The 18305-nt window shown below is 37.8% G+C and carries 20 protein-coding genes; 11 read left to right on the forward strand and 9 right to left on the reverse strand.

All coding sequences use genetic code 11. The features are described 5' to 3' along the window. Positions 1 to 4: 4 nt before the first annotated feature. The 8 genes from CJ305_RS05425 to CJ305_RS05460 form a co-directional block, all read right to left on the reverse strand. Positions 5 to 1537 (reverse strand): PH domain-containing protein, encoded by a 1533-nt coding sequence (locus tag CJ305_RS05425; protein WP_099645229.1) that lies wholly within the window; start codon positions 1535 to 1537, stop codon positions 5 to 7. Then, positions 1530 to 2051 carry a PH domain-containing protein gene (locus CJ305_RS05430; protein ID WP_099645230.1) on the reverse strand — a complete coding sequence of 174 codons (522 nt, stop codon included), beginning with the start codon at positions 2049 to 2051 and terminating at the stop codon, positions 1530 to 1532. The genes CJ305_RS05425 and CJ305_RS05430 overlap by 8 nt, the downstream gene beginning before the upstream one ends. 54 nt (positions 2052 to 2105) lie before the next feature. Then, entirely contained in the window at positions 2106 to 2945 is an 840-nt protein-coding gene (locus CJ305_RS05435; RefSeq protein ID WP_099645231.1) for a 1,4-dihydroxy-2-naphthoyl-CoA synthase, read from the reverse strand. 137 nt (positions 2946 to 3082) lie between these two features. Continuing rightward, positions 3083 to 3919 carry a CvfB family protein gene (locus CJ305_RS05440; RefSeq protein ID WP_099645232.1) on the reverse strand — a complete coding sequence of 279 codons (837 nt, stop codon included), beginning with the start codon at positions 3917 to 3919 and terminating at the stop codon, positions 3083 to 3085. Between the two features lie 127 nt (positions 3920 to 4046). Further along, the gene (locus CJ305_RS05445; protein WP_099645233.1) at positions 4047 to 4388 is read right to left on the reverse strand and encodes a DUF2853 family protein; all 342 of its coding nucleotides are present in this window, start codon (positions 4386 to 4388) and stop codon (positions 4047 to 4049) included. Between the two features lie 74 nt (positions 4389 to 4462). After that, the gene (gene menD / locus CJ305_RS05450) at positions 4463 to 6178 is read right to left on the reverse strand and encodes a 2-succinyl-5-enolpyruvyl-6-hydroxy-3-cyclohexene-1-carboxylic-acid synthase (protein WP_099645234.1); all 1716 of its coding nucleotides are present in this window, start codon (positions 6176 to 6178) and stop codon (positions 4463 to 4465) included. Positions 6179 to 6284: 106 nt separating this feature from the next. Continuing rightward, a complete protein-coding gene (locus tag CJ305_RS05455; RefSeq protein WP_099645235.1) occupies positions 6285 to 7400 on the reverse strand; it encodes a chorismate-binding protein in 1116 nt (371 codons plus the stop codon). 1 nt (position 7401) lies between these two features. Further along, positions 7402 to 7827, reverse strand: a complete 426-nt coding sequence (locus CJ305_RS05460; RefSeq protein WP_099645466.1) for a PaaI family thioesterase — start codon at positions 7825 to 7827, stop codon at positions 7402 to 7404. A 102-nt stretch (positions 7828 to 7929) separates the two neighbouring features. Between CJ305_RS05460 and CJ305_RS05465 the strand changes: the two genes are divergently transcribed. The 3 genes from CJ305_RS05465 to CJ305_RS05475 all read left to right on the forward strand — a co-directional run bounded on the left by CJ305_RS05465 (position 7930) and on the right by CJ305_RS05475 (position 10619). Then, the gene (locus tag CJ305_RS05465) at positions 7930 to 8598 is read left to right on the forward strand and encodes an alpha/beta hydrolase (RefSeq protein ID WP_099645236.1); all 669 of its coding nucleotides are present in this window, start codon (positions 7930 to 7932) and stop codon (positions 8596 to 8598) included. 172 nt (positions 8599 to 8770) lie between these two features. Beyond that, complete coding sequence (locus tag CJ305_RS05470; RefSeq protein WP_143469351.1) at positions 8771 to 9502, forward strand: hypothetical protein; 732 nt, start codon at positions 8771 to 8773, stop codon at positions 9500 to 9502. 394 nt (positions 9503 to 9896) lie between these two features. After that, entirely contained in the window at positions 9897 to 10619 is a 723-nt protein-coding gene (locus CJ305_RS05475; protein ID WP_099645238.1) for a Two component regulator three Y domain protein, read from the forward strand. 86 nt (positions 10620 to 10705) lie between these two features. On the opposite strand, the gene CJ305_RS05480 is transcribed toward CJ305_RS05475, so the two are convergent. After that, the gene (locus CJ305_RS05480; RefSeq protein WP_189319394.1) at positions 10706 to 11713 is read right to left on the reverse strand and encodes a hypothetical protein; all 1008 of its coding nucleotides are present in this window, start codon (positions 11711 to 11713) and stop codon (positions 10706 to 10708) included. Between the two features lie 116 nt (positions 11714 to 11829). On the opposite strand from CJ305_RS05480, the gene CJ305_RS05485 reads away from it, so the two are divergent. The 8 genes from CJ305_RS05485 (at position 11830) to CJ305_RS05520 (ending at position 18271) form a co-directional block, all read left to right on the forward strand. Beyond that, a complete protein-coding gene (locus CJ305_RS05485) occupies positions 11830 to 12393 on the forward strand; it encodes an OmpH/Skp family outer membrane protein (RefSeq protein ID WP_099645239.1) in 564 nt (187 codons plus the stop codon). Positions 12394 to 12487: 94 nt separating this feature from the next. Further along, on the forward strand, positions 12488 to 12865 hold the full coding sequence (locus CJ305_RS05490; protein WP_099645240.1) for a hypothetical protein: 378 nt from the start codon (positions 12488 to 12490) through the stop codon (positions 12863 to 12865). A 162-nt stretch (positions 12866 to 13027) separates the two neighbouring features. After that, on the forward strand, positions 13028 to 13675 hold the full coding sequence (locus CJ305_RS05495) for a hypothetical protein (protein WP_099645241.1): 648 nt from the start codon (positions 13028 to 13030) through the stop codon (positions 13673 to 13675). 162 nt (positions 13676 to 13837) lie between these two features. After that, positions 13838 to 14818, forward strand: a complete 981-nt coding sequence (locus tag CJ305_RS05500; protein WP_099645242.1) for a S41 family peptidase — start codon at positions 13838 to 13840, stop codon at positions 14816 to 14818. Positions 14819 to 14921: 103 nt separating this feature from the next. Next, positions 14922 to 15857, forward strand: coding sequence for a DUF2157 domain-containing protein (locus tag CJ305_RS05505; RefSeq protein ID WP_223248806.1), 936 nt, complete (start codon positions 14922 to 14924; stop codon positions 15855 to 15857). After that, complete coding sequence (locus tag CJ305_RS05510; RefSeq protein ID WP_099645244.1) at positions 15847 to 16917, forward strand: DUF4401 domain-containing protein; 1071 nt, start codon at positions 15847 to 15849, stop codon at positions 16915 to 16917. Before CJ305_RS05505 ends, CJ305_RS05510 begins: the two co-directional genes overlap by 11 nt. Then, on the forward strand, positions 16904 to 17392 hold the full coding sequence (locus tag CJ305_RS05515; RefSeq protein WP_099645245.1) for a GDYXXLXY domain-containing protein: 489 nt from the start codon (positions 16904 to 16906) through the stop codon (positions 17390 to 17392). Before CJ305_RS05510 ends, CJ305_RS05515 begins: the two co-directional genes overlap by 14 nt. A 141-nt stretch (positions 17393 to 17533) precedes the next feature. Beyond that, positions 17534 to 18271: a hypothetical protein gene (locus tag CJ305_RS05520; protein WP_099645246.1), complete on the forward strand. Its 738-nt coding sequence runs from the start codon at positions 17534 to 17536 to the stop codon at positions 18269 to 18271. The last annotated feature ends 34 nt before the right edge of the window (positions 18272 to 18305 follow it).

Raw genomic sequence — 18305 nt, forward strand, 5'->3', positions numbered from 1 at the left:
CCTTTTACATCCAGGCTTTTTTATCAATCTCTACCCGATACAGCGCATAATTGATATAACGCTGCATTTTTGAAGTAGTTACCGGGAAGGAAACATCTCCTCCGGCAGTATGAAATGTGTAGTTGTATAATCCTCTACTTTTGTACCAAAAAGGCTGGCTAACCGTTACCGACTGTAGTTTATACAACTCCAGAATTTCGGTTTTTTGCGTCCATACGCCTTTGCGCTTTATTACAAATTCGGGTGTGATTTCAAGGGATAATGCACGGTACCAAAAGAATTGATAGGGTAAAACCAATCCGCCGTAAATAATCACTAGTACCAGCCCAATTTCTACCATATAATTAGGCACTACAATAGATCCTACAATTGCAGTTAGAAGTAGTGGAATTCCGGCAGTGATAATCAGCCTTATGTACAGAATAAAAGCCGGCTTAAATACCCTTCCCGGGCGCATACGGTAGGTAAAGAGGAATTTTTTTACGCGTTCAAGCTGCATACGTTGCATTCCCGGAATGCTGATTTGTGACTTTTGAAGATCATCACGACTACTCGCAATGGCTATTTGTGCCTCGTTGAGATTCAATCGTTTTTGAACAGGATTAGTCACAATACGCATCAACTGGACCCTTCTGGGTTTTAGACTGATTTTGGTATTGGTTTTCAGTCCCATCTCCAGCTCTAACGAATCTTTAGTTTGCCTTAGCGTGAGATCAAAATACTTGATAAAAATCTCGATGCTTGAGATGAGAATCCCCAATAGAAAAACGCCCACAAAAACCAGTGCTGTGAGTACTAACAATTCCACTGGTTTACTGTAAGCCTCCAGATAACCGCGTATTCCTTCCTGGTACTGAGACTCTTCTATTAATTGAAAATCGCCAGCCTGTTGATAGATCGAACCTAAAAAAATAAGAATGAGCCAAACCCCTCTGAAGTAGTTGCTGGTCAGACCGAGCTTGAGCAAAGAGATTACGGATAGCTTATGTACAGCAACGGCATCTTCCCTGGAGTTTTGTTCCTGCGTAGATTCGAGTACTGTAGTTTCCTCCTGTTTTTCAGCGGCTACTTCCTCCATTAGGATTTTCTGTAAATCCCGGGCCTCAGACTCAGACAGGGCTTTAATGTTGATTTCCTGCGCACTGCTTCCGGCAGTATCAAGAATGACACTGTAAACACCAATAAGACGCTGCAACAGTGAACGTTTAAAGTAAACCTGCTGAATTTTTGAAAACGGAAGACTGATTACTTCGGTATTAAATACACCCTTTTGCAAAATGAATTCCCGGTTGACATAATCAATGTGAAACCGAAACCGCTGGAATGACACATAACTAAACCCCAGCAAAAGCAGTAAAACTCCGAATAAGATGCTAAGCGCAATAGTCACTAGCCTGGCTTCGGCCTCAAAACCTTTTAAAATAAAATAGATCCCTGCCGCACCAAAGATGCGCACAAACTTTACAGACTGCCCAAGGAAGATGAATACAATACCCAGTTTAGACTGTGTTTGAGGCTGTGAAAAGGCTTTAGGCATCGTTTTCGTCAATAATATGATTGGCAACCTTATCTTTTAAACGCGCGGCCAACTCAGGAGTCAGGCCTGGAATATCGATATCACTCCCTGAGCCTCCTGCGGTAAATATGTTGAGATTTGAGATTTTGAAAATTCGGTCTAAGGCGCTTGCAGAAGTTGATATATGCTGAATGCGGTTAAAAGGTATAATGGTTATTTTCTCAAAAATAAAACCGCGTCTGTAGGCGATGTCCCGCTCCCGCAAAGCATAACCCAAAGTACCCTGCAATTTATACTGATAGGCCATTAACAGCAGAAAAAGAAGCAGAATCCCGGCTCCAAGTCCCGGTATGAGATACGGAACGTCTGTAACCTCTCGCAGTAAAAAAAGTCCTATTAAGGCCAATATGAGTAAAAAACCCTGAATGCAAAGCACTTTATAAAGACGTTTAACCGAAACTTTGGTGTAGGCAATTTCCTGATAATCCGGAAGACTGTCGAGGTCAACCGGAGCATTTGTAAAGGTCACATTCATAGATTACAATTTAGTATGCCCTCTAAAAATACCGGAAACAAACCAATTTCCCGTCTATGGAATCCATTTTTTATCAAAATTGGGCTTACGCTTTTCGAGAAATGCGTTGCGGCCTTCTTTTGCTTCTTCAGTCATATAGGCCAGTCGAGTAGCTTCACCGGCAAAAACCTGCTGCCCCACCATACCGTCATCGGTAAGATTCATCGCAAACTTGAGCATTTTAATGGAAGTTGGCGATTTAGCCAGAATTTCCTGAGCCCACTCGTATGCGGTAGCTTCCAGCTCGTCGTGCGGAATCACGGCATTAACCATCCCCATCTCATAGGCTTCCTGAGCCGAATAATTTCGCCCTAAAAAGAAGATCTCACGAGCACGCTTCTGCCCCACCATTTTGGCCAAATAAGCAGAACCATAACCACCATCAAAACTGGTCACATCAGCATCGGTCTGCTTGAAAATCGCGTGTTCTTTACTGGCAAGCGTTAAATCGCAAACCACGTGCAGGCTGTGCCCACCTCCTACCGCCCAGCCCGGAACCACGGCAATAACCGCTTTTGGCATAAAACGTATGAGGCGCTGCACATCAAGAATATTCAGGCGATGGTATCCATCTTCACCCACATAACCCTGATCTCCACGTGCCTTCTGATCGCCACCGCTGCAAAAACTATAAACGCCGTCTTTAGGCGAAGGACCTTCAGCCGATAGTAGAATCACTCCAACCGAAGTATCTTCCTGCGCGATGTGAAAAGCATCGAGCAGTTCTGAAGTAGTCTTTGGTCTGAACGCGTTGCGCACTTCAGGTCTGTTAAACGCAATACGCGCTACACCATTTGATTTCTTAAACGTAATATCGCTGTATTCTTTAACCGTTTTCCACTCGGGTTGCTGCATAGTTGAAGTTTTTTAGCTCCGTCAAAAGCAAATAAAATCTTGAGCCGGACACAAAATAATAAAGTTTTATTTTATGAATACCTCCTGATTTATCCTGAGGAAGTTTATTCCTTTCGCAAAACGAAAATTAAGTTGTTTTATTGATTTTTTAGGCGAATACCGGTATCGGTAATATCGATTTGCCGGTCTTTATAGAGACTACCGATAGCCTTTTTAAATAACTTTTTACTAATACCGAAATAGGCATTTATATCTTCGGGACTACTCTTGTCGTGCACAGGCAGGCTGCCTCCGTTGCGCTTAAGTTCGTCATAAATAAACTGTGCATTAGGTTCTACACTTTTGTAGCCTTCCGGCTGAAGCAGGACATCAATCTTGTTATCTTCCCGTACACGCTTTATGTAACCCGGAAGACGATCTCCGACCCGAATATCTTCAAATATGGTGTTTTTATGAATGAGTCCCTCGTGCTTTTCATTAATAATCACGTGAGCGCCAAATTCTGAAAAATGAGAGACCAGTAAATCTACCTTATCAAATTTTTCAACAGTGACTTCGGCATTGCTTAGGAAATTCTTGAATTTTGAAGAACCCACCAAACGGTTTGTTTGCTCATCAAGGTACAGGTAAATAATGTACCAGGAACCCTCCTTCATTTCGGTAGCCTGATTTGAAAAAGGTACGAACAACTCCTTGTCAAGACCCCAGTCTACAAAAGCTCCAATTTTAGTAACTGCGGTGCACTCGAGGTAGGCAAAACCCTGTTTGTGTATGTAAGGAGACAAGGTCGTAGCCACCGGGCGTTCTTCGTTATCCAGATAAACAAAAACCCGTATTTGATCTTCAAGCTGAAAACCATCAGGCGCGTATTTACCGGGCAATAACACCTCGTTTTCCTCTTCGTCACGCAAATACAAACCCGGACTCACATCGCGGTCTATGATCAAATCGTGGTATTCTCCTAATGCCAGCATAGTTCTTCTTTTAAGAGCTCAAAATTAGCAAAAACCGAAGGATTAAAGTCCTTCGGCTTTGTCGAAAACCATATAAACTAAAAAAGCCGTCCAAAAAGGACGGCTCGTTATTCTATTACGAAGAGATTTAGTTGTAAACTTCTTCTTTGCCAAAGTGCTTAGTCAATAAATAGTATACTACAGCACGGTACTTATTGCGGTTTGATTTCCCATAGTCATCAAGAACCTTATGAAGACCCTCCATAAGTTGCGGACTATCTTTAAGACCTAACTTTTTGATCAGGAAATTATTTTTTACAGTCTCCAGTTCGCTTTCGCTACCCGCAGAGATCGTTGAAGAGTCTTTATTATAAATTGAAGGACCACAGCCTATAGTAACTTTGGTAAGTAAGTCCATATCGGCATTATGATTTAATTTTTCTTTTAAATCAGCCGCATATTTTGCGATCATTTCATCTCTTTTGCTCATAAGAATGTGGAATTTTTAATTAATTAAGTTTAAGGTCTTTAAATATACAGAAAAATAAAAACCTAATCCAACACTTATCTCAGGTAATCAAAGTAACCCAATAAAACTTCATCATTCACGGTACGGGGCGTTTTGATTTCAAGCAAACAGGGCTTTTCGGTCTGGTTATAAAAGGCCATCTGGGCATTTTCCAAAGTGTCTTCTGAATCTGCATAGAAGTAATCAAGACCAAACATGGCACAAAGGTGTGATGCATCGAGGTCGTGCGTGGTTTCAAAATAGGTTTCAAAAGCGTTTGAAGTTTTATCCCCGGGCAATATTCTAAAAATCCCTCCCCCACTGTTGTTTATGAGTATGATCTTAAAATCCTTTGGTATGTATTGATTCCATAAACCGTTGCTGTCGTAGAAGAAACTAAGGTCTCCAGTTATTAAAGTAGTGGGCAGACCGCTTCCCAACGCGGCGCCCACAGCTGTAGACGTACTACCGTCAATACCGCTGGTACCGCGATTGCAATATACTTTTAAGCTTTTGTCAATATCAAATAACTGCACATAGCGCACCGTAGAACTGTTACCCAGTTGCAATAAACTCTTGGGACGCAATTGAGAAAGAATGAGATCAAAAGCTTTAAAATCGCACCAAGGCATCTCATTGATGTATTTTTTATGCATCAGATCGCGACGCTCCCGAATTTTAAGCCAATAGTGTTGATAATCGCTATCCTGAGGTTGCGTATGGGCTAAAAACTGTTCCCAGAAATGATTTACCGGAACCTTAAAATGCTTGTTCAGACAAAAATAAGTGTCGTAGGCTTTTTTGGGATCTACATGCCAGTGCTCTTCAGGTTGATAATTACGTAAAAAGGCCTTTACCTTTTTAGAAATCACCATTCCGCCTAAAGTAACCAGAATATCAGGTTGTAGGGCTGTAAATCCGTCTGCATCAAGCGAGCCGATGATGTTATCAATCCGTGTAAAAAAGTTAGGATGATCCAGGTTTGAAGTGGTTTCGGTAAAAACCAAAACACTGGGATCTGAGCCAAGGCGGTCTAAAAACTCCTGCTCAATCGTATTGGGTTGCAAGACACCTACCAAAACAATTTTCCGCTTTGCGGCATTCCATTTTGCGGTAAATGACTTAACCTGCTCGGCTTGCAATTCCTGAATTTTGACTTCTTTATCAACCAAAATAGGATCAACCAGACGTTTTGTGGTGGTATTGTATAGGGGTTCGTAAAAAGGTACATTGATGTGAACCGGACCCTGATTTACTATAGCTTCATTTAGAGCCTTGTTGATCTCCTGTTGATTATGCTTGGTCGCCTCGCGCTGTTTTTGATTGAATTTGGTGTCTTCAATGCTGAATTCGGTAACAAACTCCGAATACAGATTTGCAGAATACAGAATATGATTTTCAAAGACATTACGCTGTCTTATAGTTTGCCCATCGCCTATATCTATACGCTCAATGGGGCGGTCTGCCGAAATTACCACCAGCGGAATATCGCTGTAAAATGCTTCAGAAACCGCAGGATAATAGTTGAGTACCGCGCTTCCCGAAGTACAAACTACCGCAACTGGCTTTTGTAGTTGCTGCGCCAGACCTAAAGCAAAAAAACCTGCGGCTCGTTCGTCTACAATACTGTAGGTTTTAATATCGGGATGCTGAGTAAACCCAATCGTTAGCGGGGCATTGCGCGAACCCGGTGAGATCACCACATGGTCAACGCCCTTTTCAAGGCATAATAAAACTACAGACTGGGCAATAGGTATACTTGAGTAATTCATATAAACAGATTAATCTGCCGGTAAAATTTAAGGCAATGAGAATTTTCTGAACGCCTCTGAAAAGATCAGAATAATTCCATAACAAATTTACAACAAAGCAAAAGCTCTAGAGAATACTGGCAATAGTTTGTGCTTTATTTACAGTTTCCTGCCATTCATCCTCGGGTATAGAATCTTTAGTGATTCCGCCGCCCACGTAAATTTCACTTGCCTCAGATTTATACTGCATACAACGTAAATTCACAAAAAGACGCGTAACCGGGTTCAGGGTTTTGTAAGCAAGATTTTCTACATTTCGGCGATTGCGGTTTTTTGATTGATCTTCCAATATATTTAGTTCGCCCAGGAAACCCGTGTAAAAACCACGCGGATAGCCTTCGTGATTCTGAATAAAGGATTGCGCTTCCAGGCGAGGCAAACCGCAAACGGCAGGTGTGGGATGTAAAGCTCTAATAAGTTGTGTGAGATCAAGCGATCCCCGATTGAAGCTTCCGGTGATGCAGGTTCTTAAATGCAATAAACTGCCGGCTCTGTAGGTCTCGCGTTCCTGAATATTCAGTTTTTTCAGGTCAAAAGTTTTCAGTCTTGAGATCAAATCCCGGGTCACTAAATCCTGCTCTTCCTGCTCTTTTAAACCCCAGCTAACCTTAAGATCACCTTCAAATCTTTGCGTACCCGCAAGCGCCATGGTTTCAAATTTATATCCGTTTAGCGACAATAAGGTTTCCGGGGTGGCACCCATCCATGTTCCTACTTTAGGATGATGCCATACATATACAAAAGCTTCCGGATATTTACTCAGTAGTCTATTAAACAAGGTAACCGGAGAACTATCTGAAATTTTGGCGATTTGCTTTCGCGAAAGCACTACTTTCTGCAGAGAACTTTCGTTGATCTCTTGCACGGCACGTTCTACCAGCTGCAAATGCTGTTGCCTTTCGGTTTCAGAAATTACTAATTCTAAAGAGTCGACGGGTAATTCGGCCTTTAACTGATCACAGGCAATGATTGTAGGCTTCCCAGGTATCAGAACCGCCTGTTCAGAAGCTGAAAATGGTGCAAAAACAAATCCGCTTTCGGTAAAATCTGCTGTAACCTGCAGCTCATCATCCTGCTGGGCAAGGTAATTAATGGAGTCTGCAGCGGGTTTGCGATAGGCTACAAATGGTCTGTTTTGAAGAAAATCTTCATCCAACTGATTAAAAAGCGATGAGGCGTCCATATCAGGATTTGGGTAATGCTATAGTGGTAAGTTTGACTAACGAAATGAGCTGGTCTTCTTGATTAGTAATACGTATCTGCCAAAGCTGGGTGGTACGGCCTTTATGCAAAATGCTGGCTTTGGCATATACAAAACCAGTTCGTATACTTTTAACGTGATTAGCCGAAATCTCCAGGCCGCGTATCATAAAGTTTTCAGCGTCCAAAAACATATAGCTGGCAGCACTTCCCACGCTTTCGGCTAAGGCTACCGAAGCACCACCGTGCAAAACACCATCCGGTTGATGCACTTTTGGGCTAACCGGCATTTTAGCAACCAGATAATCACTGCCTAAATCTACAAACGTAATTTCCAATGTTTCCATCAGTGTATTGCTGCAAATCGCATTGGCCTTTTTGAGTAATTGTTCTTTAGTATCTTGATTCATAGCATTGAATTCATAATTAAAACCTAACAAGCGCTCTTAATGCTCATAAAAAGCCTATTTCACTAACTTGCACAGGCAGGTAAAGATACTTAATCATTAAGGATGAACGAAGAAAAATCACTAAGCTATAGAACTACAAACACGTACCAAACCCGTAACGAATTCACTCAAAAAACAGAGAATATTTGGGTGGTCTTTCACGGTTTGGGTCACTTGAGTCGGTATTTTATAGAACATTTTGAAAAGCTTAATCCCGAGGAAAACTATATCATTGCGCCACAGGCTCCCAGTTTGTACTATCAGGATAAACGCTACACGTATATTGGCGCGTGCTGGCTCACTCGTGAAAATCGAAAACTGGGTATCACCAATAATCACGCGTATCTTGATGCTTTATATGAGGAAGAATTAAAACCGAAATTAAAAACCGGTAATCGTCTTATTATTATGGGTTTTTCTCAGGGAGTTTCGGTAGCGATGCGTTGGCTAAAGCATCGTAATATTTGCTTCGACCACATAATCTTACATTCCGGAAGCATACCCAGAGAGTTTGCTGAAAATGCTTTTTCCAACCTATGCAAGCATAATCCCTTTTTGGTTTACGGAAAAAAAGATCCCCTGATCACCAAAGAACGACTACGTGATGAGGTAGATTATGCTAACCATATTTTTTCAAATGGCCCCGAGATTATACATTTTGAAGGTGCACACGAAGTACATGAGCCCACACTCATTGATATCACACAAAAGTTGAAGAACATCAAGCGCTAGCAGAATACCGGAAAGCTACCGGCTTTAGACCGATATTAAGCCTCTGAGTAGGTATGTCATTTACTACTGAAAGAATAATTTCGTTAAAAATTGTGTCTTTTGTCGATTTTATTTGCATATGAAAGATGTAAGTATGTATCTTAGAGGAACATAACAAACCCACCCAACTTGAATGAACCGATACCTACTTATGCTTATGGCTTTTTTTATGGCCTTAAGTCTGAAAGCTCAGATTCCCAAAGCTGAGCGTGATGCCCTGATTGAACTTTATCACGCTACCAATGGCCCCGAATGGTTTATAACCTGGGATCTTACCGCCGAGCCTTCCCAATGGCATGGGGTACAGATTACTAACAATCGCGTTACAGGCCTTAACCTGAGTCGTAATAATCTTAAAGGTAGCTTACCCGAAAGTCTCGGAGATTTATCTAATCTGTATTTTCTTGAATTATACTTCAATCAACTGGAAGGAGAATTACCCCAATCGTTGAGTGAACTTCACAATCTGAGACGTTTGGTGCTCAATTCAAATCACTTTGACGGAAAATTTCCGGATTATATATATGACTATACAAATCTTGAAGTTTTACTTCTGGCAAGCAATCATTTTACCGGTACCATACACGGTGATGTTCTAAAATTACGAAAACTTCAAATTTTTAATGTTTTTGACAATTGCCTGAGCGGTGAGTTCCCAATGGCGCTGCTTCGTCTTAAAGAACTCAAGGAAGTAAACATAGCCGCAAATAATTTTACGGGCAAATTACCTAGTAGCCTTGCACAGGCTTCAGAAATCAAAACATTGATTCTTACCGATAACAATTTTCAAAATCAAAGCGAATTTCAAAAACTTCTTAATCAGCGTCCTCAACAAACAGACGCTGTTATAATGGCTTCATACTAGATTAGTTTTTTTGTTTCATGTTAGTTTTTAGTTGGTTGAGAGTCCGGGGTGGTTGCCGGACTCTTTTTTTTTACCCCTTTTCAGACTATAATACGGTCAATTATATAAAGGAGGAAATTAAAAAGTAGGACAATTCCTATTTCACAGTAAATGAAAAGTTTTAAAGTAGGAATTTTCTTTAATTAAATCATTTTGAAATACTCTTTAGTGTATTTTGACGAAGTTAAAATCCAGATGAAACACCTAAAAACTCCTAATTTCAATATAATAATACTTGTAAAATATAACTATTGTAAAGATTTTGCTTCCTAATTGTGTATTTCAACGAATATTTTTGCATTTGAAGGTTTAACTGCATTATATTTACGCTATAGAACAACAATACAAGTCCAATATGAAATCAATTATTACTTTTATCGCAGTCGCTTTCTTAAGCTTTAATGCTGTTGCTGAGGTTAATAACTCTCAAAAACAAGCTTTGATTGATTTATACAACGCAACTAACGGTGCTGAGTGGAATAACACTTGGGATCTTAACGCTGATGTGTCTACCTGGTATGGCGTACGTGTTGTAAACAATACTGTAGTTGGACTTAATTTAAGTATGAATAATTTGAGAGGTCAGTTACCTGAGTCTTTAGGTAATTTAGAGTCTCTTGTTACTTTAGAAATGTTCTTCAACAAATTACAGGGTACTATCCCTTCTTCTATTGGAAACCTTAAAAATCTTAAAGTTCTTGTTCTAAACGGTAATCTTCTTGACGGTAAATTACCAGAATCTATCTACCAGTTAAATAAATTAGAGCAGTTGATGCTTACCAGCAATAACTTAAGTGGTTCTTTAAGCGATAAACTTGAAAACTTAAGTAATCTGCAGGTATTAAATCTGTTTGACAATAACATTAACGGCGAGTTGCCTTTGGCTGTATTAAAACTGCAAAATCTTAAAGAGCTTAATCTTTCAAACAATGAAATGTATGGTGCTCTTCCAGAAGGTTTAAATGCTATGCCTAATCTAAAGTCTATCGCTTTAGCTCAAAATAACTTTGACAACAATACAGATGGTTATGCACTTAATAAATTTGAGTCTAAAACAACTATCGCTTCAAACGAATAAACGATACCCCAAATCATAATTATTTAGTTTTAAGTTGGTCAAGAAAGTCCGTCACGAAAGTGCGGGCTTCCTTATTTTTAGCTCTTTTAGTTTTCTTCAACCTGTAATTTAGTCGGTTTAATAACAAAGGGTGTAAACCAGTCCCAGGTGAAGCCTACAGAAAAACGGGGATAGCTATCTACAAAGCGGTAGTTGTAGTCGTCATAACCAAAGACAAAACGCGCCATCAATCCAAAATCAGAATCCCAGGGATATAAAGAGAAACTGGTTTCAGAACGAAAAGGATCTGCAGAAGGATGTACGTCTGGATGCCAATAGAGCCTTTGGGTCACACTATAGCGCCAGCTATTGAAGTGAGCGGTATATTCATAACCGGCTTCCACCTGATGCCTCCCATAAATATCAATATCCTCCGGATTATAACCCCCAAAATTGAAAGCTCCCAAAAACCGATTGTGATACAGTTGATACGTAAGTGTAAACGAATGCGCTTTTTGCATATAATTGCGCGCATCAAAGGTATTGATGCGGTAATTAAGAGATAGGCGCGTAAGATTGGTTGAAAAATTACCGGATTCCCTATTCAGAAGGGCAGCAAGATCAGTATCATCGGTAATATCATCATATAGCGCCCTGCTTTCGGGGCTGTTATCGGCAAAATCGGTGCTGAATGCTGATTTGCTCTGACCATTAGAGTAATGCCCGGATTCTAGTGCAGCGGTAAGAAAATTGTCGTTTTCGGTTTTAATGATAGACTGCCATCCAATAAAAAATTTGTACGATGGTGTTTTAACCGGTTTTGAATTTTCGTCATAGATACGTAAATGCGGCTGAATACTTAAATACACCGCGTCTCCATTGGTAATTGTATCCCGGTTTAAAGCACTGCGAATGTCATTGTAAATACTATAATACACAACGGGTTTGGCCTCCAGTAAAATACTTTCATAGGCATTATTTCCACTTCCTCCTGCTAAGAAGGGCCGTTCAGCAATAGGAAAATAATCTTTGAATCCTTTAGATTCAAGCTTTTGGGCTTTAAGTGAACTTACACCAATTGCAAGAACGAGTAATAGGGATAATTGTAATCGCATAATACGTAGGTTTAGACCACAAAATTGCGAAAAGACCTATCACTGACTCTTTTTTTAAGAAAAGTTTGTTAAATGGTATACTTTATGAAACGTCAGAGATTTAAAACGGTCTATTAATGAGATCAAAGTATAAGCCGTATTTTTACCTTAATCGCTTTGAATTGAATACACTTTTTATGAAAAACCTATTTATAGCTTTATTATTTGGAATTTTAGGGTCTACTGCGACTTCTGCACAGGGAACGGTAGCTCATATTGATATGGAAACCCTTTATACCCTAATGCCCGAAAACAATCAGGCAGAGATTGAACTCAGCCGTCTCAGACAAGCCTATCAGCAAAATTTTGAAACCTCCTACCGCGAATATCAGGCGCGTTTTGTAAAATATGAAGATGAAGCCCCTACCCTGTCCCCTGAAGAAGACGCCAGGCGAAAAAGCGAGTTGGAACTGATGGAACGCAATTTGGCACAATCACAACAAAATATTGAGAAGCAAATCGCCGAAAAGAAAGAACTGCTTTACGGTCCTATACGTATCAAAGCCCGCGAACTGGTTACAAAAATCGCTGAAGATCTGGGCTTTCTCTATGTGTTAGACTCGTCAAAAGATAATGGTTTGGTAATGGCTAAAGGTAAAGATCTGATGCCTGACGTAAAGCGGGCGCTAACGGGGCGTTAAATATAAAATCCAATTATTCGCAGTCAGAAAAATAGATTCACGCAACCTTTTCAATATTTTAGTATCTAGTTATCAAATAATTAATACAAAAATTATGAAAAAAGTACTACTCCTTTTTTTGGCTCCCCTTCTTATGGCAACGCAATGCGATGATGAAGATCCCATATTTAGAACCGAATATTTCATTCAAAACAGTTCATCACTAGAACTGGTATACACTTCTGAAACTGCCGGTGAGGTGGTGATCCCTGTAGGCCAAAGCCAGTTTATTGCTGTAAATACCAATTCAGACACCTTTGTCTCTCCCGGTTCTGTTGTCGATGAAATTCAACTATACCTTGAGGATAGTTCGGGCGAACTGGTTTTAGTTTACCAGCAACAGCCCATAGACAATGACGTTTGGACATTTGAAGAGCTGGAGACTTACGATGCGCAGTACACGCTGGTGATAACCGATATACAGCTTAATTAAGGTTAAATTACGAAGTAAACCTATTCTTTTTTGCTCTGGTAGCATACGGCTCAATTCAGTAAGTTTTTGAGCAGGAAACGTGTTTCTGATAAGTTAGTCATGAATTACACGCAACCATTTGGTTAATTTTTGATCTTATAGATGTAAACAGAAGATTCTATTATGAAAAACGTACTATTTGCTATTGCCTTCCTATTTTTCTTATCGTGTGATGAAAAAAATGATGATAGTTTTGAAACCGCTCCATCACCTGAAATTCAGGCCCTAATTGACAAGGGAGTTACTGTCGATTCCATAAGTATTGCTTATGCGACTCAATATCAAAGCACCGACAACTTTCCGGTTATAAAACCCAATCCCATAAATGAATTTGAAGACAAGAATGAGATATTAATCTATTTTGATTTTAAATCCGGCAGCCGTGAAACGCTAAAAGAATATTTCTCTGAGCTAGCGATAGAAAAACTGGATGACGGCTACATTTATGAATATATCATCAGTTATTACGATAAAATAGAAAACATTTCGGTCGAAATAAAAAAGAATGATGAAGAGTTCTATAAATTAAAAAGCGATTCGGATCGTGTTAAGCTTATTCCAGCTCCCGAATTAACTAGTCAACACACTTTTGCCAGGTACGAGCATACCATTGAGGAATTTAGCACACGTTACGCTAATTCTTTTCCTGAATACGTTTTGATATCTTTTGATGAAAAAGAGACAAAAGCCAATTCCTATATTTTTAGAGTAACATTTGAATTTAACAACGATAAAACCATTGTTGTCAACTCAAAGGAGATACTATTTTAATTGTTTTAGTAATAGTAAAGCAATTGCGTATAAAAATCGTAAGGTCGAATTCTATTTCTCTCTACTTCAGAAAATAATTATACCTCAGGCTTCCAACAAAATTGCTGTCTACTTGTATGTTTAGGTAGCGAAGCAACTTACCCTGCTTAAATATTGCAATTCATGAAAGTAATTCTGTATTTATTGGTATCGATATTTTCAATTCAAACTGCTTATTTCCAAAATTCCGGATTGAGCAAAAACGATGAAAAATCGATCAAGCAAATGATAAACTATTTTAAAAAGTATTCAATCCATAAGGATTCAATTGATTGGGATTCATTTGAGAAAAAAGTCTGGAATAGCGCAACTATATCTAAAGATTCTGCTGTAATTACAGCTTTAACTTTAAATGGAGAAAAACATACAAACTATTTCGATAACACTTCAAAGTCATATATCGTTGGAGAATTTAATTCAACCCACACGTATGAAAAAATAAAACCTGTCAAGATTCCAGAAAACCTGGGCTATTTAAGCATTAAGACATTTATTAACTCAAGGAAAAATCAAAAAGCAACACTAGAGAAAGGAAAGAATTATATCCTCCAAAATATAGCCGATATCAAAAGTCAAGACTCTAAAGAATTAAAAGGTTGGGTTATTGATTTAAGAGAAAATCGAGGTGGTAATATGTGGCCTATGTTGATTTCACTCACACCATTCCTAAAAAGCGAAGTACTAGGTTACTTCTCAGAAAATGATAAGTTGATCGAATGGAGCAAAAAGAATGATCAAATATTTAACGGTTCTTCAAATCAAACAAAAAAATTCGTGGAGGAGCCTATTTCTTATCAGTTAAAAAATAATGATTTAAAGATAGCTGTTTTGATCAGTCGCTATACAGCGAGTTCAGGAGAAGCAACCGCAATCTCTTTAATGAGTAATCCAAATGTTTCGCTTATCGGAAATAAATCGGCTGGTTATACTACGTCAAATAAAAGTTTTTCGTTGAAAAATGGGGATGTATTAATTCTTACTTCTGGTGTAATGACTGACTACAAAAAGAAAGAATATTGGAAAGGGATTACACCTCAATATGAAATTGCTAATGAAGCAGATCTAGAAATGGAATTATCAAAGTGGTTTGAGTCATCCAACTAATGTAAAAAAACCTTAGTATAAATTATATATGCGCTATACATAATTCACTATCTTCCAAACTATCTTTTGAAAAAAGCGCCTTTTTTACAAATGATTTCTAATCGTGAACCGGAAAGACATACACATCATAAATAGAAATAGCACTATTTCTGAAAAGCAAGTCGCTAAAGCTTTAGACGAACATGTTTACAGCAACAAAAAATCCTGGCAAAAATTTCTTAAGGTTTTTTTTATAAGCCTTGGGTTAGGCTTTACATTAACTGGGGTCATTTTCTTCTTTGCCTACAATTGGGCAGATCTTCACAAATTTGTGAAAATTGGTTTAATTTCAGGTCTTTTAATAGGAACATCACTATTAGCACTTTGGCCTCAAATAAACACTTTTTTACGAAAGATTACGATTACTGGGGCTTCCGTCTTAGTTGGAGTTTTATTCGCTGTATATGGGCAAATCTATCAGACAGGAGCAAACGCATACGATTTCTTTTTAGCCTGGACAATATTTATATCAATATGGGTTGTCGTTTCAAATTTTGCTCCATTGTGGTTACTGTTTATAATACTGATAAACACAACATCAATTCTTTATTATCAGCAAGTAGCAAACGACTGGTCTGAAACCTTAATTTGTTTACTATTATTTATCTTTAATACAATCGTATTGATAACAAGTTCTTCAACAAAAAAAATAAAGTCACCCGATTGGTTTAATAATGTCCTTGCACTAATGGCGGTAAGTTATGCCACTATTGGTTTCATTTTTGGCTTATATGAGAATGACCATTTAATTTTCTTTCTGATTTTAGTTTTCATACTCATAATTTATTCTGCAGGCGTCTTGAGAGATTTGAAAACAAAGAACATTTATAATATTTCCCTGATTTCTTTAAGTCTGACAATCATTATTGCAGCGTTTATGATTAAAGTCACAGAATCTGAACAAGTATTAATATTAGTCAGCGTATTTATTATAATGAGTATTTCCTTTTCGATAAAAAAAATGATTGATCTTCAAAAAAAATGGAAAAATGAAAACTAGAGAAGATATCAAACTAGTCATTGACTATTTTAAAAGCAACCCTAACGAGTCTATAAGTTTTGATGAAAATGAAATTGAATCGGCCTATATAAAAGAAGACAATCAACCCTTAGCTGTAAAAATTCTTTCAGTCTTTGGAAGTATATTGGCTAACCTTGCATTTTTTGCATTTCTTGTCCTTACCGGAATCTTTGATATAGAAATTATGTTGTTCGTATTTGGTGTAATAGGAATATGCCTTTCCATATACATAAGTCGATTACCTGGTAAGTTTCTATATGATACGCTGAGTGCATCAGTCTATTTATCTGGTTACGTCTTAATTGGCATCGCCATTAATACTACCAGTTTGCCAGATAATATTATTAATTTTATATTCATCTTTAGTTCTCTAACATGTATAGCTCTTAAACCAAATTACATACTAACCTTCATTTCTATACTGCTACTGAATAGTAGTCTTCTAGCATTGTTGTTTCAAAATAATTTAACTGACTTATTACACCTATACGTATCTATTCTTACTTTTTTAAATGTTTATTTTTTTCTTAAAGAGGCACAAATTATTACATATTGTAAAGGTTTTTCTAAACTATACAATCCACTGCGAATAGGCTTTTTATTTTCTCTTCTAATCGGACTATTTTTACTTGGCGTAAAAGGAATATTGAGTTTATCTCCAAATTACATATGGCTTTCTTCTTTAGTAAGTACGGTCTCAATCATGTATTTAGTTTCAAAAATTTTGAGAATTTTAAATGTGACTCAAGTAAAACACAAATGGTTTATTTATAGTATTGTTCTGGTTTTACTAATTGCAACCGCATTATCCCCAGCGATATCTGGAGCCTTGCTAATTACGCTTTTGGGTCATCTAGTTAACTATAAAACAGGATTTGTAATAGGCATAATAGCGTTTATCTATTTTGTAGGGCAATACTACTATGACCTCAACTTCAACTTGCTTACTAAGTCGATCCTGATGTTTTCCGCAGGAATTTTATTCCTTCTATTTTATGTGTTGACCCGTAAAAATTTGTCTGGTTATGAAGACTTATAAAAAGATTGCAATTATACTTAATCTCGTAATCCTGCTAATCTATTTTGGCTATTCCGTTGTAGATAAAGAGGAGTTAATAAAAGATGGACAGCTTGCCTTATTAGAGCTTGCTCCTGTTGATCCACGATCGTTAATGCAAGGTGATTATATGGCATTACGCTATTCTCTTTCTGAAGATTTAGATCTTGATGCGATGCCAAAACGAGGTTATTGTGTTATTGTTCTTGATCAAAAAAACCGGGCCAATAAAGTCAGATTTCAACCAGACAAAACTCCCCTGAATGCTAATGAGTTTCTTATTGCCTATACTATCACAGATTTTTGGAATATCAATATAGGTGCTGAATCTTTCTTTTTTGAAGAAGGCTCCGATAAGCGATATGAAGAAGCTCAGTTTGGCGGTATTAAAATTGACAATGACGGTAATAGTATTTTGGTAGGTCTCTATGATGAAAATTTGAAACAAATTAACTAGAATCTTTAAAACAATTAAACCTTTATAAATAATAAAATCTAAGAGGCAAAAACTTTTTCGGTATTCTTACTATAACTTTTAAATACACCTAAATAGCGTAAACATATAAGTGACAGGACCGATAAAACCGAGATGCAGCGAATGAATGTAGTTCTCCGTGTTAATAAGCAAAAAATGAAAATGCGTCTAATCTCCTTTTTCTTAATTCTATTCTTTAGTATCAGTTGTGTTGAAAGAGAAGACGATCTGATTAGCCAGGATTGCGAAACAGATTGTACCGAAATAATCGGAAAGTTAATGACTGATAATGCTAATACCCCAATAGCAAACCGCAAAGTCACTGTCATTTGGGATAATACGTATTTTACATCAGGAGTAGTTAGAACTAAGGCCACTACGAGAACGGACGCTGATGGTAATTTTAATCTAAAATTTTATATACGCGATGATGAGCTGGAAGAAGGTCTCCACAGAATGTACTATGATAAGTTGAATGAAACTGTGTTTCTTAGGGCAGATCTAAATAATATATCAATTTATCCAACGGTAAGAGATACTATTTTTCTTAGAAATCACAACATCCCCAAAAAAGCATATCTTAAATTAAATTTATTAAACCTGGAAGACATCAAAGAGGGTGATAATTTCTGGACAAGTTTTAGATACATTAGTCCTGAAGGCTATTCCCAATCAATTAATGGTTTAGTTCGTGGATGGAATAATCAATATGAAAGCACTCAACTCATCGAAATTGCAGGAAATCAAGCTTTAGCATTAGAAATTACCAGAAATAAAGATGGAATAATCACTAGAGACAATGATACGTTATTCATTAATGCCGGGGAAACATTAGATTATACAATTGATTTTAATAACTAAAATCAATTTTTGGTATCGTGCCTTACTTAATACC

The sequence above is a fragment of the Leeuwenhoekiella nanhaiensis genome (genome assembly GCF_002744755.1).
Lineage (GTDB): Bacteria > Bacteroidota > Bacteroidia > Flavobacteriales > Flavobacteriaceae > Leeuwenhoekiella > Leeuwenhoekiella nanhaiensis.

What these genes read in the sequence shown, in the direction of transcription:
- CJ305_RS05480 (WP_189319394.1), bottom strand. Translation starts at nt 11,713, where the DNA reads ATGCGATTACAATTATCCCTATTACTCGTTCTTGCAATTGGTGTAAGT.
- CJ305_RS05465 (WP_099645236.1), top strand. Translation starts at nt 7,930, where the DNA reads ATGAACGAAGAAAAATCACTAAGCTATAGAACTACAAACACGTACCAA.
- CJ305_RS05445 (WP_099645233.1), bottom strand. Translation starts at nt 4,388, where the DNA reads ATGAGCAAAAGAGATGAAATGATCGCAAAATATGCGGCTGATTTAAAA.
- CJ305_RS05485 (WP_099645239.1), top strand. Translation starts at nt 11,830, where the DNA reads ATGAGATCAAAGTATAAGCCGTATTTTTACCTTAATCGCTTTGAATTG.
- CJ305_RS05440 (WP_099645232.1), bottom strand. Translation starts at nt 3,919, where the DNA reads ATGCTGGCATTAGGAGAATACCACGATTTGATCATAGACCGCGATGTG.
- CJ305_RS05430 (WP_099645230.1), bottom strand. Translation starts at nt 2,051, where the DNA reads ATGAATGTGACCTTTACAAATGCTCCGGTTGACCTCGACAGTCTTCCG.
- CJ305_RS05495 (WP_099645241.1), top strand. Translation starts at nt 13,028, where the DNA reads ATGAAAAACGTACTATTTGCTATTGCCTTCCTATTTTTCTTATCGTGT.
- CJ305_RS05515 (WP_099645245.1), top strand. Translation starts at nt 16,904, where the DNA reads ATGAAGACTTATAAAAAGATTGCAATTATACTTAATCTCGTAATCCTG.
- CJ305_RS05490 (WP_099645240.1), top strand. Translation starts at nt 12,488, where the DNA reads ATGAAAAAAGTACTACTCCTTTTTTTGGCTCCCCTTCTTATGGCAACG.
- CJ305_RS05455 (WP_099645235.1), bottom strand. Translation starts at nt 7,400, where the DNA reads ATGGACGCCTCATCGCTTTTTAATCAGTTGGATGAAGATTTTCTTCAA.
- CJ305_RS05425 (WP_099645229.1), bottom strand. Translation starts at nt 1,537, where the DNA reads ATGCCTAAAGCCTTTTCACAGCCTCAAACACAGTCTAAACTGGGTATT.
- CJ305_RS05510 (WP_099645244.1), top strand. Translation starts at nt 15,847, where the DNA reads ATGAAAACTAGAGAAGATATCAAACTAGTCATTGACTATTTTAAAAGC.
- CJ305_RS05475 (WP_099645238.1), top strand. Translation starts at nt 9,897, where the DNA reads ATGAAATCAATTATTACTTTTATCGCAGTCGCTTTCTTAAGCTTTAAT.
- menD (WP_099645234.1), bottom strand. Translation starts at nt 6,178, where the DNA reads ATGAATTACTCAAGTATACCTATTGCCCAGTCTGTAGTTTTATTATGC.
- CJ305_RS05500 (WP_099645242.1), top strand. Translation starts at nt 13,838, where the DNA reads ATGAAAGTAATTCTGTATTTATTGGTATCGATATTTTCAATTCAAACT.
- CJ305_RS05435 (WP_099645231.1), bottom strand. Translation starts at nt 2,945, where the DNA reads ATGCAGCAACCCGAGTGGAAAACGGTTAAAGAATACAGCGATATTACG.
- CJ305_RS05460 (WP_099645466.1), bottom strand. Translation starts at nt 7,827, where the DNA reads ATGAATCAAGATACTAAAGAACAATTACTCAAAAAGGCCAATGCGATT.
- CJ305_RS05470 (WP_143469351.1), top strand. Translation starts at nt 8,771, where the DNA reads ATGAACCGATACCTACTTATGCTTATGGCTTTTTTTATGGCCTTAAGT.
- CJ305_RS05520 (WP_099645246.1), top strand. Translation starts at nt 17,534, where the DNA reads ATGAATGTAGTTCTCCGTGTTAATAAGCAAAAAATGAAAATGCGTCTA.